At 34.6% G+C, this 15,091-nt stretch carries 9 protein-coding genes; 4 read left to right on the top strand and 5 right to left on the bottom strand.

Annotated elements, in window-relative coordinates; translation table 11 throughout:
* The first annotated feature begins 113 nt into the window (after positions 1-113).
* The 3 genes from AC3Y25_RS10915 to AC3Y25_RS10905 all read left to right on the top strand — a co-directional run bounded on the left by AC3Y25_RS10915 (position 114) and on the right by AC3Y25_RS10905 (position 7,099).
* Positions 114-3,209: a DUF5107 domain-containing protein gene (locus AC3Y25_RS10915; RefSeq protein ID WP_489902763.1), complete on the top strand. Its 3,096-nt coding sequence runs from the start codon at positions 114-116 to the stop codon at positions 3,207-3,209.
* A 22-nt stretch (positions 3,210-3,231) separates the two neighbouring features.
* Positions 3,232-5,415: a M1 family metallopeptidase gene (locus AC3Y25_RS10910; RefSeq protein ID WP_489902762.1), complete on the top strand. Its 2,184-nt coding sequence runs from the start codon at positions 3,232-3,234 to the stop codon at positions 5,413-5,415.
* A 304-nt stretch (positions 5,416-5,719) separates the two neighbouring features.
* The gene (locus AC3Y25_RS10905; RefSeq protein ID WP_489902761.1) at positions 5,720-7,099 is read left to right on the top strand and encodes a Gfo/Idh/MocA family protein; all 1,380 of its coding nucleotides are present in this window, start codon (positions 5,720-5,722) and stop codon (positions 7,097-7,099) included.
* A 130-nt stretch (positions 7,100-7,229) separates the two neighbouring features.
* Here the strand turns inward: AC3Y25_RS10905 and AC3Y25_RS10900 are convergent, their stop codons facing one another.
* The 4 genes from AC3Y25_RS10900 to guaA all read right to left on the bottom strand — a co-directional run bounded on the left by AC3Y25_RS10900 (position 7,230) and on the right by guaA (position 13,307).
* Positions 7,230-7,631 (bottom strand): OsmC family protein, encoded by a 402-nt coding sequence (locus AC3Y25_RS10900; RefSeq protein WP_427872743.1) that lies wholly within the window; start codon positions 7,629-7,631, stop codon positions 7,230-7,232.
* Positions 7,631-9,703, bottom strand: a complete 2,073-nt coding sequence (locus AC3Y25_RS10895; protein WP_489902760.1) for a PBP1 and LysM peptidoglycan-binding domain-containing protein — start codon at positions 9,701-9,703, stop codon at positions 7,631-7,633. The genes AC3Y25_RS10900 and AC3Y25_RS10895 overlap by 1 nt, the downstream gene beginning before the upstream one ends.
* A 94-nt stretch (positions 9,704-9,797) precedes the next feature.
* The gene (locus AC3Y25_RS10890) at positions 9,798-11,714 is read right to left on the bottom strand and encodes a LysM peptidoglycan-binding domain-containing protein (protein ID WP_489902759.1); all 1,917 of its coding nucleotides are present in this window, start codon (positions 11,712-11,714) and stop codon (positions 9,798-9,800) included.
* Between the two features lie 63 nt (positions 11,715-11,777).
* Positions 11,778-13,307: a glutamine-hydrolyzing GMP synthase gene (guaA, locus tag AC3Y25_RS10885; protein WP_012024443.1), complete on the bottom strand. Its 1,530-nt coding sequence runs from the start codon at positions 13,305-13,307 to the stop codon at positions 11,778-11,780.
* A 224-nt stretch (positions 13,308-13,531) separates the two neighbouring features.
* Between guaA and AC3Y25_RS10880 the strand changes: the two genes are divergently transcribed.
* A complete protein-coding gene (locus AC3Y25_RS10880) occupies positions 13,532-14,059 on the top strand; it encodes a hypothetical protein (RefSeq protein WP_250835362.1) in 528 nt (175 codons plus the stop codon).
* 170 nt (positions 14,060-14,229) lie between these two features.
* Here the strand turns inward: AC3Y25_RS10880 and AC3Y25_RS10875 are convergent, their stop codons facing one another.
* A complete protein-coding gene (locus AC3Y25_RS10875; protein WP_250835361.1) occupies positions 14,230-14,943 on the bottom strand; it encodes a hypothetical protein in 714 nt (237 codons plus the stop codon).
* Between the last annotated feature and the right edge of the window lie 148 nt (positions 14,944-15,091).

Here is a 15,091-nt window from a genome sequence, read left to right as displayed (position 1 = left end):
TACAACTAAAATTTAATGCCACAAATTACACAGATTAACACAGATTTAAAAAAAATCCTTTTAATCTGTGTAATCTGTGGCAAAAAAACAACCAAAAAACCAAGCTCTCCATTATGAAATTTAGACCATTACTATCCTTTTTACTCCTTGGAAGCCTCTTTGTCTCAGCACAAAACAAACCCACTATAAAAGAATACAAAAAAGTATTTACCACATATCCGTTTTCAGATCCTGATCCGATTCCGAAACCAGATACTAAGTTTTATCCGTATTTTCGTTTTGATGGTTTTACCGATAAACCCGTTCAGAAAGAATGGAAAGTAATCGAAATTGAAAACGATTATATCAAATTGATGATTCTGCCTGAAATTGGCGGAAAAGTCTGGTCGGCTATAGAAAAATCTACAGGAAAAGATATTGTTTACAATAATCATGTTGTAAAATTTAGAGACATTGCCATGCGCGGACCGTGGACAAGCGGAGGTGTTGAAGGCAATTATGGAATTATCGGACACACGCCAAACTGCGCCACTCCTGTCGATTACAAAATCATAAACAGAGAAGACGGAAGCATTAGCTGCGTTATCGGGGTTTTAGATTTATTGACGAGAACTTCTTGGAAATTAGACATCAATCTGCCAAAAGACAAAGCCTATTTTACCACAAATTCGTTTTGGTCAAACACAACCGAATTCGAACAGCCTTATTATACTTGGATGAATACGGGTATAAAAGCAGCCGAAAATCTGCAATTTATTTATCCGGGACAAACTTATATTGGTCATAACGGAGAATACAATTCGTGGCCAATTGACAAAGAAAACAGCAAAGATCTATCTTTCTACAAAAACAACAATTTTGGCGGTTACAAATCGTATCACGTATTCGGGAAATATGATGATTTTTTTGGCGGATATTATCATGACGAAGATTTCGGAATGGGAAGATATGGCAATCACGACGATAAACCGGGTAAAAAAATCTGGATTTGGGGATTGTCGCAGCAAGGCATGATTTGGGAAAAATTATTGACGGATACTGACGGACAATATGTAGAAGTGCAAAGCGGAAGATTGTTTAATCAAGCGAGCGAAGGCAGTAATCTTACGCCTTTCAAACAACGTTCATTTGCACCATATCAAACGGATACTTGGACCGAATATTGGTTTCCTGTAAAACACACAAAAGGTTTTGTAAAAGCCAACAATTATGGTTCAGTCAACATTAAAAACGAAAACGGCTGGCTGAAAATCTATTTTTCTCCCCTTCAAAAATTAAATGAAAAAATTGAAGTTTTTGAAAATGACAAAAAAGTGTATTCTAAAGATATTGCTTTGAATACCATGCAAACGTTCAAAGATTCCATTCAAGTAAAAGTCGATTCAAATAAATTGAAATTTGTTTTAGGCGGCAATAAATTGGTTTGGAATTCTGCTCCAGAAGACGGAAATATCAATCGCCCTTTAGAAATACCAAAAGATTTTGATCATAATTCGGTTTACGGATTGTATTTGCAGGGGAAAAATTACATCAGTTTTAAAGATTATGTACTTGCCGAAGACAAATTAAATGCCTGTTTAAAATTAGATGCTAACTACGCTCCTGCTCTTTCTGCATTGGCTTCTCTGCAAATCAGAAAACTAGATTACAAAGCGGCTGTAAATTCAGCAAGCAAAGCGTTATCAATAGACACTTACGATCCTTCCGCCAATTATTTTTATGCTTTGGCAAATTTCCATTTAGGAAATACTACCGATGCAAAAGACGGTTTTGATATTGCAGCTGCAAGTGTTGAATTTAGAAGTCCTGCTTATACTGCTTTAAGCAAAATTTATTTAGCCGAAAACGATCTTTCAAAAGCGGTTGAATATGCTGAGAAAAGTTTAATCTATAATCAATACAATGTTGAAGGTTTACAGGTTTTAGCGGTTTTATATCGTCTACAGAATAATTCAGATAAAGCAAATTTGGTTTTAAAAACCATTACAAAATTGGATCCGCTGAATCATTTTGCTGATTTTGAAAAATACCTTTTGAACAATTCAAACGATTCAAAAAATGCTTTTATTACAGCGATTCAAAACGAAATGCCAGAACAGACTTTTCTTGAATTAGGAATTTGGTACAATAATATTAGCCGAAAAGAAGAAGCTTTAAAAGTATTTTCTATCGCTGAACCAAGTGCTGAAATTATTTATTGGAAAGCCTTTTTAGAAAATAAATCGGTTGATGTAAGCAAAATCAAACCAGGAACTAGTTTCCCTTTTAGAAATGAAACTGCCGAAATCCTAAAATCATTAATTAAAACAAACGATCAGTATCAATTAAAATATCATTTAGGTTTAATTGAATGGAATCGCAATCGTATTTCAGAAGCTAAAGAATTGTTTTCACAATGCGGTACAACACCAACTGATCCTGCATTTTACGGCGCAAAAGCTTCTTTATTCAAAGATGATTCGGCAATCGTATTGGCAAGTCTTCAACAGGCAATAAAATTAGATCCACAAGGCTGGAGATACCATAAAATGCTGGCAGAACATTATATTGCTCAAAAACAATTTGATAAAGCACTTACAACGGCAGAGTCTTTCTATAAAAAACATCAAGATAATTATTTGATTGGAATGCTTTACGCTAAAACTTTAATACTAAATAAAAAATACCGCGAAGCAGATTCGTTCTTGACCAAATTGCAAATCCTTCCGTTTGAAGGCGCAACAGCAGGAAGACAATTGTATCACGAAGCTAAATTGATGCAGGCTTTAGCAGAAATCAAAAACAAGCAGTACAAAAAAGCATTACAATTTATTGCCGATGCCAAACTGTTTCCAGAGAATTTAGGCGTTGGAAAACCGTATGACGAAAACATAGATGAAAGATTAGAAAACTGGCTGGATTATGAATGTTATACCAATTTAGGAAACAAAGAAATGGCTTCTAAATCTTTGGACAAAATTGTCGCTTTCCGTCCTGTGATTGATAATACGGTTATGAATTTCCTTCCGGCAAATCAATTGGTTACGGCTTGGGCAATAGAAAAAACTTCTTCTGCGCAAGAGGCTGAAAAATGGATTAAAACTCAAGCCAATTTATATCCTACAAATAAAATAGTGCAGTGGACTTTATTGTCTTACACCAAAAAACCATCTAATATTTTGAGTGAAGATGAAAAAGACGGTGAAGTCAGAATTATCGAAAAACTGTAAAGAACTTTCTAAAACAATAAAAATGAAAAACCATTTTTTAAAATATACTTTTTTTGGTCTTGTCCTTTTGATGGCACCAAAAATAGAGGCACAAAACAAAACGGAAAAGGTTGATGAATTATCCATTTACCGCGCTACGCCTTTAAAAACACATGATTTAATCCATACCAAACTGGAAGTTTCATTCGATTACGGAAAACGTTATTTGTACGGAAAAGAATGGATTACTTTAAAACCTCATTTCTACGAAACCGATTCGCTTAAATTGGATGCAAAAGGAATGGATTTTAAAGAAATCGCTATTATTGATGGTAAAAAAAGTATTCCCTTACAATACAAATACGATAACGAAGAACTTTCTATTGCTTTAAACAGAAAATACAAACGAACTGAAAAGTACACGATTTTCATTAATTACACCGCAAAACCAGCAGAGCTGAAAAGCAAAGCTGGCGAATCGATTACCAATTCAAACGGATTGTATTTTATTAATCCTGATGGAAAAGGTGACAAACCAACACAAATATGGACTCAGGGCGAGACTGAAGCTTCTTCTTGCTGGTTCCCGACAATTGACAAACCAAATCAGAAAACAACTTCTGAAATTGCAATGACTGTTGAGGCAAAATATACCACGCTTTCAAACGGTAAATTAGCTTCCCAAAAAGTAAATAAAGATGGAACCAGAACTGATATCTGGAAAATGGAACAGCCAAATGCGCCTTATTTATTTATGATGGCCGTTGGTGATTTTAAAATCTATAAAGATTCTTATAACGGTAAAGAAGTCAGCTATTATTTAGAGCCTAAATATGCACCGTACGCCAAACAGATTTTTTATAAAACGCCAGACATGATGAATTTTTACAGCAAAATGCTTGGTGTAGAATATCCATGGGCAAAATATGCTCAAATTGTGGTGAAAGACTATTTTGGGGGTGCGATGGAAAATACTTCGGCAACCGTTCATGGTGAATATGTTCAGAAAACAGAACGAGAATTACTAGATGATAATCAAGAAAGTACCATTGCTCACGAACTTTTTCATCAATGGTTTGGAGATTATGTAACGGCTGAATCTTGGTCAAATTTAACCATGAATGAATCGTTTGCCACTTTTGGAGAAGTGCTTTGGCATGGGCATGATGCCGGACAAGATGGTGAAGACAGATCTCGTTATGAAAAATTGCAGAATTATCTACGCTCTCAAAAAAATGGTGACAGTCCTATCTTAGCCCGTTTTCATTACAGAAACGCAGACGATATGTTTGATAATATCAGCTATTCGAAAGGTTCGATTATTTTGTATGCCATGAAAAACCAAATGGGTGATGAAGCTTTTTTTAAAGGTTTAAATCATTATTTAACTACAAACGCTTATAAATCTGGCGAACCACATCAGTTGCGTTTATCGATGGAAGAAGTGACTGGAAAAGACTGGCTGCCTTATTTTGATCAATGGTATTATAATGCTGGAAGTCCGATTCTGGATGTGACTTACAAATACGCTAACGGAAAAGTTACCATTACAATAAGTCAATCTCAAGATAGTTCGGTGCAAACCTTTAGCCTGCCTTTAAAAGTTGATTTTTACGTAAACGGAACTAAAATAAGAAAGAATATTTTAATTGATAAAAGACAACAAAGTTTCAGTTTTGATCTTCCTTCAAAACCTGAATTTATTGATCTAGATCCAGATAAAATCCTAGTTGGAGAAGTTAATGTCGATAAAAAAACGGTTGCTGATTATCTTTTTCAATATAAAAATGCACCATCGTATTATAACCGAATTGAAGCTATAAAATTTGCTTCAAAAGACAGAAGTCAGGAATCACAGCTTATTTTATTAGAAGGTTTAAAAGATCCTCAAGAAGATTTAAGAGTGTTGAGCATCAAAGCAATTGATTTAAATGAAAAACAAACCAAAGATCAGGTTTTAAAATCACTGCTTGACATTGCAAAAAACGATAAAAAGACCATTGCAAGAGCAAATGCAATTGTAAAATTGGCTTCTACTGGCGATGCTTCTTACAAAACGTTAATGGAAGAAAGCATTAAAGAACAATCATACAACGTAATTGCTGCAGGATTAACAGGATTAACAAAATATGCACCAGCCGAAGCAGATAAGGCATTGGCTTCATTAGATGATGACACTCAAAAACATGTAACGCCATTAATGAAAAGATTTAGTAGTCAAAAATAATTATAGGAATTCTTAGAATCTGTTTTGTTTTTGAAAACCTCTCTAATTTGGTTCATTAGAGAGGTTACTTTTAGAATTACCAGCTATAAAAGATTCAATTTAACACATAGAAACATAGATTTTTGTTGCTTCTATTTAAGATTAGAGAAAAAGCAAGCTTTAACACATAGCTCTATGTGCATTAAAATTAGTGAAACGCCTTTTTTTAGTTTGCAATGACTATGTTTCTATGTGTTAAAAATCACATCCAACTAATTAAAATAAATGCCCTAAAAGCATTTTTTGAACACCAAATTACCAACTTATGAAAACTACCTTTTTTAAACCTCTAATCATCCTTTTTCTTTTGTTCGGATGGACAATTGCAACCGCACAAATGATTAAGACCAAAACTCCTGCGCGTGCAAAAGGACAGCAAGATGTATTGAGAATGGCAGCAGATCCGATTCCGACCGTTCGTGTTGCTTTTATCGGACTTGGAATGCGCGGTCCTGGCGCCGTTGAACGTATGACACATATTCCGGGTGTAGAAATTGTAGCGTTGTGCGATATGACTCAGGAAAATACAGCAAAATCAAATGAAATTCTAACCAAAGCAGGTTTTCCAAAAGCGCAGGAATTTTATGGCGATGAAAATGCTTGGAGAAAAGTAACGGCTTTGCCAAACGTAGATTTAGTTTATGTAGCTACAGACTGGCTTCATCATGCTTCTATCGGAGTTCAAGCCATGAAAGACGGAAAACACGTTGCGATTGAAGTTCCTGGCGCTTTAACCATGAAAGAAATCTGGGAATTGATTGATACTTCAGAAAAAACGAGAAAGCACTGTATGCAATTGGAAAACTGCGTTTATGATTTCTTCGAACTGACTACTTTAAACATGGCTCAGCAAGGCCTTTTTGGAGAAATTCTTCATGCTGAAGGTTCGTATATTCACGGTTTACAGCCTTTTTGGGGAGAATACTGGAATAACTGGAGAATGGATTACAATATCAAACACCGCGGCGATGTTTATGCGACACACGGTATGGGGCCTGCGTGTCAGGCACTAAATATTCATCGCGGTGACAAAATGAATTTCTTGGTTTCAATGGATACAAAAGCCGTCGGAAATCCTGCTTACATCAAAGAAAAATCAGGAAAAGAAATTAAAGATTTTAGAAACGGTGATCATACCATGACGATGATTCGTACCGAAAACGGAAAAACGATCCAAATTCAGCACGATGTGACTTCTCCTCGTCCCTACAGCAGAATGTATCAATTGAGTGGTACAAAAGGTTTTGCTAACAAATATCCATTAGAAGGTTATGCTTTGGATGGAAAAGAATTAGGTGATGATGTAAAACCAAATCACGAAAAATTAAGTGCTCATTCTTTTGTTCCTGAAGAAGTGAAAAAAGCATTAATGGAAAAATACAAACATCCAATTGCAAAAGGAATCGAAGAACAAGCCAAAAAAGTCGGCGGTCACGGCGGAATGGATTTTATAATGGATTATCGTTTAATTCACTGTCTGCAAAAAGGACTTCCGTTGGATATGGACGTGTACGATTTAGCCGAATGGTCTTGCCTTGGTCCATTAACCGAAATTTCATTAGACCATAATTCCGCTCCCGTTGAAATTCCAGATTTTACGCGTGGAGGCTGGAATAAACTTAAAAAATTAGAGTTTTCAGAATAAATATATTGGTTAGTTAAAGAGCGACAAGAGGGCAAAGTAGATGTTGCTCTCTTGTTCCATTTTTACACCATTCATAAAACAAAAAAGCCACCTGATTTTCTCAGATGGCTTCTTTTATTTTTAATAAAAATTAATTCCAGTTGAAAGTAATTCTCTTTTCTATTTCACTGCTTAAACTTAGAAATACTGGGCAAGTCATTGCAGCACGTTCCAAAATCGTTTTGCTTTTTTCATCAGCATTACTTTTCATTTGAAATACAATTTCGATTGCTCCAATTCTTCTTGGTTCAGCATTCATAATCTTAGTTACTTCAGCTGTAGAACCAACAAAATCTACTTCCAAATCACGGGCTTTAATTCCCATAATGGTCATCATGCAGCTTGCTAATGCGTTTGCTACAGTATCTGTTGGAGAAAATGCCTCTCCTTTTCCGTTATTATCTACTGGCGCGTCAGAAATGATTTCGCTTCCTGATTGCACGTGAATTGAACTTGTTCTTAAATCTCCTAAATAGGTTACTTTTGATGTCATTAATTTGCTACTTTTAAAGTTAAGTCACTATCATAATATAAGATGTAAACACCTTTATTAGCGTGTCCGCCATCTTCTTTTCTATAATATTGAAATTTATTGTCTACTTGCTGAGTCGTCATCAAATCAGCTGTTTCTTGAAATGTTTTTCCTTGAGATAAACGCATCATCGTGTCAAAAGTTACATCAAATCCTCTAGTTGCATAAGTTGTTGGATTTGCTTTGTTTTTCAAACGAAATTGTTTTTCATAAATTAAAACTGGCTGTTCGTCACTTTCGCGCGTTACAGAAGGATACATTAATTTCAATTTTATCAAATTATCAAAACTAATTTCATCTGTATCCAATGTGCTGTTTGGCTCTAAAATCACCAATTGAACCTGACATGTTTTTTGAGAATCAAGCAATGCTTTAATCGTAGCTTTAACCATCGCTGTATTACCGGTTTCCATCACAACATAATTCATTCGATTTGGCATCAACAAGCTTTTTAAATTAGCCACATCCAAACCACCTGTTTCGGTTAAAGTTGCAAATGCAACTCCTTTTTGGTTTTGTCTGATATAATTAATAACCGACTCCTTTTTCTTATCTACTACCGCTACAATATTCCCGTTTTTAGAACGCATATAATCAAAAACCGAATTTCTAATTACATCACTTGAAGGTACGGTTTGGTATAAATTATCTATCGGATTTGCACTATCTTTTGATAAAGGAGAAATTACCGGAACATCATAAGAACGCAGCATGTTTGCTGTAGTTTCTGCGTTACTTTGGTAAAATGGTCCAATTACAGCATCTGCATCTTGAAGCTTCGGAGTTAAACCTACAACATTAGAAGTTGTTTTAGTTTCCTGAGAATCGTAAATAGCAACATCTATTGGAAGTTTTAATGTTTTTGCAGAATCAATCGCCATCATAGCTCCAGCATAAAAATCTAAAGTCATGTTTAAGAACTTGTCGTTTTTAATTCTGTTAGCTGTTCCAGAAGTATCGCTTTGTACTTTAGCCAAATTAAAAGGAAGCAATAAAACTACTTTTTTACGCTCGTTAAGACCTTTCTTTTTGGTCAATTCAACAATTTCCACGTTTTCGTTTTCAGTCGATTTTACTTTATCGACAATTTTAATTCCACCGCCAGTATTTTCAACTGGTTTATACACTGAAGAATCAGCAGGTTTATCTGGCACTTGTGCAGCAACAATTGGTGCTGGAGCCACATATCCTGTTGGAACTTTCAAAACCATTCCTTCTTTTACACCTTCAGAAAGTGACGGATTCAATGCCACTAGTTCTTCTTGCGACAGATGAAAAACCCTTCCTAAACTATAAAAAGTTTCCTTTGGTTTAACCTGATATTCCATATAAGTCACCGCTTTTTTAGAAGTTTCAGCAGGCTTTTTACTTTCTACAGCTTTTGCCGTTTCTACTGGAGCAGCTTCTGTTTTTGGAGCTGTTCCTTTTATCGTCAATCTGTAACCAACTGGCAAGCTGTTAACAATATCTGGATTGCGTTTTTCTAATTCGTCAACCGTAATATTATACTGTTTTGCAATACCAAATTTTGTTTCTTTTGGCTGAACATCATGATAAACATATTTTTCGGCACCTTTTTCTTTAGCAGGTTTTGTCGCTGCTTTTGGAGCAGATCCTTTTGCTGGAATAACTAACTTTTGTCCGATTTGAACACCAGTTTTTTCCAAAAACGGATTTGCAGCTTTTAAAGCTTCATCTGAAATTCCGTATTTTTTCTCGATACTATAAAAAGTTTCCTTTGGCTGCACTTCATGGATAATCTCTTTTCCTGAAGCCACTACAGTTTTAGTTTCAGAAACTTCTTTTTTTGCTTCTCCTGTTTTTGTCGGAATCAACAGCACAGAATTGGGCACCAATCCCGTTCTTGCATCTGGATTGAGCTGATAGATATCATAAGGCGTTACCTTAAATTTTTGTGCAATCTGATTAATCGTCTCACCGCTCGATACTTTGTACTTCACCACTTTTTCTTGCGAGAATGCGCTGGAAGTCATAAAAAATACGAGAGACAATACTGTTAAATAATATTTCATAATAAGGCTTAAAACAATTTAATTTCTAATTCTAAAATAAGTTACAATTTTACTAAAAGCAAAATTCGCGCCGTTTGCTTTATCGCTGTAAAAATTACCTTAAATCGATTTCTACTTTAGCAATAATGATTTCTTTATATAACTCATCTTCTTCTTTTTTCTTGCATTTATAAAGCACTTCTTCCATGTTTTCGAACTTATCGGCGTAAACATAATACGAAAGGCTGTTAATGTTGAAAAAGAAGCTAGCGTTAAATTCGCCAGAATCAATGAGTTTCATAATGAGCTTATCTCGGTCAACTGCGTCTGTAAATATACCTAAAACTAAGTAATACCCGTTTGAAACTTCTTTAAGATTATCATAAACTTCAACTTTTACTGTTTTGTCAGGTCTTAACGGATTGTCTTTCAATTCTTGTTTCATTTCTTGCAATGAAATTGTTTTTGAATTTTCTCCTGTACCATTTTTCTTCTGTTTCTTAACCGCTTCATCCTGATATTTTTTCAATTTGATCAAAGCCAATTTATCATCAAATTTTCGAGCTTCCATACTATAATAAGAGGCTTTACTGATGTGTCTTTTAACCTCAATTTTTTTCTGAGTATCCAAAGAATCTATTTTAGCAATTAAAAGCTGATTTTTTTCATCTCCTTTTTCCTGCTCGATTTTATAACGTTTAATTTCTTCTAAAGACAAACGCTGCTGTAAAGGTTCTGTATTGTTTTTTTTCTCGCTTTCGCGGATTTTCTTCTTGTATTCCTGATTTTCCTCAACTGCGATTTTCTCTACTTTATTCATCAAACCAGCGTAGGCTTTTCGATTTTCGGCCAATTCCTTTTTCAATTGAGACGATAATTCATTCGTTTTATTGATTCCTTCAGAAGATTGTTTTTCCAATCTTTTAGATTCCTCAACATTGAGAATATCCATTCGTTTCAATTCTTTCAAATCATTATTCATTGAAGTGACAAGCGAATCTAATTTTGCCATTAAAATATCCTGAACATTCTTATTAGCTTCTAAAACCAATCGGAGTTTTTCAACTGAGTTTTCTTTAGAACCATTCATATCGTTCAAATTCACTTTCAGATCATTAATTTTTATAATTTTCTGATTCATTTCTTTCTGAACCACAAGACGGTCTTTTAAATCCTCTATTTCGACTGTTTTAGCTTTTGTTTTTTCAACCACCACTTGTTTTTCGGCCAAAGCCAACATCAATTCTTCACTTTCGTTTGATGGTTTTATGGCTGCAGTATTAATGGCTAATTTGTTTCCAACAACTAATCCGTTTACGATTTCAGGATTTTGAGATTCTAATTGATCAATTGAAATTCCGTATTTCTTAGCAATCGAAAACTTGGTTTCTTTTGGCTCTACAACATGAAAAATGGTTTCTTGATTAATTACGCGAACTCTCCCATCCAAAGTTTTTCTTTTGTTCGGAATTGAAATCGTTTGACCAATTTGCAATCCATTAATCAAAATGTCTTTATTTAAATTTTCTAAATCTTGAACCGAAACATTGTATTGTCTCGCGATACTGAATAGAGATTCTTTAGCCACAACCTGATGCGTAGTTTTTGAAGAAACACCAACTTCTGATTTAGTTGCACTATCTAAATTTTGGGGAATTATTAATTCTTGACCAATTTGGAGTCCGCTGGCAAGAATTTCTGAATTGGCATTCTGAATGGCTTCAACTGAAACATGATATTGTTTTGACAAACCAAACAATGTTTCTTTGGGTGCAACAATATGGGTTTGCTGCTTTGAATTTGTATTTTCTAAGGAGTGATGAACTGGAATCTTTATAATTTGATTATCCTTGATTCCGTTTTGCGATTCGGGGTTGAGTTTGTAAATCTCGTCTACAGAAACCTTGTATTTTTTGGCAATGAAAAAAGCGGTTTCTCCTTTTTGAATTCTGTGTTCAATTATTGCATCTTGTGCAGTTATTTTGTTAAAAGACAAAACAAACACAAGAGAAATCGTTAAAAGTTCTCTCATAAATAGTAGGTTATAAAAAATTAAGGCCTTACAAATGTAAGACCTTAATTTTAAATTATGCTACTATTCCCACTCAATTGTTGCAGGTGGTTTCGAACTAATATCGTAAACTACACGATTCACGCCTTTTACTTTATTGATAATGTCGTTTGACACTTTCATCAAGAAATCGTAAGGTAAATGAACCCAGTCAGCAGTCATGCCGTCAGTTGATTCTACAGCTCTAAGCGCTACTACTTTTTCGTAAGTACGCTCATCACCCATAACACCAACACTGTTTACAGGAAGCAAAATTGCTCCAGCCTGCCAAACTTTATCGTATAATCCCCAAGATTTTAATCCTTCGATAAATACAGAATCAACATCTTGTAAAATTTGTACTTTCTCTGGCGTAATATCTCCTAAAATTCTGATTGATAATCCTGGTCCTGGGAAAGGGTGTCTTCCCAATAATTCTGGATCTATTCCTAATGTAGCACCTACTCTACGAACTTCGTCTTTAAACAACATTCTAAGTGGTTCTACAATTTTTAATTTCATATAATCTGGCAATCCACCAACGTTATGGTGCGATTTAATTGTCGCAGATGGTCCTTTTACCGAAACAGATTCGATAACGTCTGGATAAATAGTTCCTTGCGCCAACCATTTTACGTCTTCTAATAAGTGCGATTCATCATCAAAAACTTCGATAAATACTCGACCGATTGTTTTACGTTTCGTTTCAGGATCGCTGATTCCGGCCAATTCGCCAAGGAAACGATCTCCAGCATCTACTCCTTTTACATTTAATCCCATTCCTTTGTATTGATCTAATACATTTTGGAATTCGTTTTTACGTAAAAGTCCGTTGTTAACGAAAATACAGTATAAATTTTGTCCGATGGCTTTGTTTAATAAAACTGCCGCTACAGTAGAATCTACTCCTCCAGATAAACCAAGAACCACTTTATCGTTTCCTAATTTCTCTTTTAGTTCTGCTACCATTTCGTCAACGAAAGCATTTGGAGTAAAGTTTTGAGGAACTTCAGCAATTTTTACTAAGAAGTTTTCCAGCATTTTTTTTCCATCTGTAGAATGGTAAACCTCTGGATGATATTGAATTGCATAAGTAGTTTCGCCTTCAATTTTGTAAGCTGCGTATTCTACGTCATGCGTGCTTGCTAATTTTACAGCATTTGTTGGAAGCGCTTTGATACTATCGCTATGGCTCATCCAAACCTGACTGTTTTCTGAAACTCCTTCAAAGAAAGTTTCACCTTCTTTAATATAAGACAAGTTTGCTCTACCGTATTCTCTTGTATTGGAAGCAGCCACCTCTCCACCGCTGAAATGAGCCAAATATTGAGCTCCGTAACAAACAGCAAGCAAAGGCATTTTACCTCTAATTTGTGATAAATCAGGATGTGGCGCATCTTCTCCTCTAACAGAGAAAGGGCTTCCTCCTAAAATTACGGCTTTATAACTTGATAAATCACTTGGAATGTGATTGTAAGGAAAAATTTCGCAGAATATATTTAATTCGCGAACTCTACGCGCAATAAGCTGAGTATATTGCGATCCGAAATCTAAAATAAGTACGTTGTGTTGCATGCGCAAAAATACTTTTTATATTCGAAATTGAAAAATCGGAGCAGTGAAAAAAAATATTTTTTTTTCACTGTAGATTCTAAGATACTTAGTTACTAAGATTCTGAGCTTTTTTCTAACTCAAAAACAAAAAACTTAGCATCTTAGAACCTTAGCAACTCAGTATCTTTGCAAATCCAAAAACCCAATTATTTCGTATCTAACGAAAAACCCAATTTAATTTAACCATGAAATCAAAAATTATTGCCCTGACAGCTTTTTTGTCGATCTTTTTTAGCTCTTGCAACACTGTTGATGATTTGCTGACTTTTACTATTTCGAACAATGCTTCGATTAAAATTCAAAGCACTTCTCCAATCAATTTACCTTCAGAGATTATTACGCCAGAGGTTACGACCAATTCTTCTGCTGAGTTTGAAAACAATAAAACAAAAGCAAATTTGGTGAAAGACGTAAAAATCAGATCGCTGAAATTATCAATTACAGATCCTTCGGATAAAACATTTACCTTTTTAAAATCTGTACATCTATATATTTCTACGGCTAACTCAGAAGAAATTGAATTAGCGTATGCTGACAATATCAATGTATCCAGCAATACGATCGATTTGATTTGTACAGATAAAAGATTAGATGAATATATAAAAGCAGACAGTTATAAAATCAGAACGAAAGTAACATTGAAAGAAACTTTAACAAAGGATGTGACCGTAAAAGCAGAAATGAAGTTTAAGGTTACTGCGGATCCATTTTAGTCTAAGATGCTAAGATTCTGAGGTTCTAAGATTCTAAGGTTCTGAGATTTTAATCAGATTGTATAACAAAAAGGAGATTCTATTTTAGAATCTCCTTTTTGTTTGTGTTTAAGCTTCTGAAAAAAAAACTTAGTATCTTAGAACCTCAGAACCTTAGTATCTTAAAAAAATTACTCTTTCGTCACCACTATCGACGCTTTAAAACCTGCGGCAAGATTATCCCAGTAATCATTGGTAACTAGATTGCCTTTATCGTCGTAAACTTGTATTTCTGCTGTGTTTCCTCCAAGCGTTCCTATATTTAAAGCTTCAAAATCTAATTTATTAAAACCTTGTCCAAGATTAATTTTTACTTGCTGGAAATTAGAATCTAGCAAAATTCGGTCTCTTACCACAACTTCATTGCAAGATACTTTTACCAAATCGCCATCAATTGCTCCAAAATCTCGAAACTTCACTATAAAATATTCTGATTTCGTTTTAAAATCACCCAACGAAATATTCCTCTTTACCAACACGCCGCGTCCTTCTCGCAAACCAGCATCTTTCAAGCTTTTATCTAAATCTTTTTCCATTTTTGCTACATATCGGTCACCGGGATTAGCAAAATCGGTTTCAGTAGACATGGTAAATTTGCTTTTTTCTTCTCCAATCTGAAATTTTGATTTTGGAGTTATAGTAGTATTTTCAAAAACATTTGGCGTTTTAATTGCCGGCATATCATTAAAATCTGCCTGCGGATCTTTGACTTCAGGAATCGGAGTCTTTTTGGGCTTCGCAGTAAACTTTCCCCCTGGAATTGCTTTGAATTTAGTATTAGACTCAATTTGAGCCGATACAGACATCGCAGTAAAAAATAATATGAAAAATAAAATGTGCTTCATTGAAAAAGTATTATCGAATCGCCTTTTATAATTAATACAAACCAAAAGTCTAGCTTCACAAAAATAGTATAATTTAGTTAGGTGCTGCAACTTTAGGAGTTTTATAACATTAAATTAAGCTAATTTTTGGAATCAAAAAACCTGCCAA

The sequence above is a fragment of the Flavobacterium sp. LK-23 genome, assembly GCF_058135255.1.
Note: the sequence above shows the minus strand (reverse complement) of the source record. Positions and strands in the feature narration are given on the sequence as shown.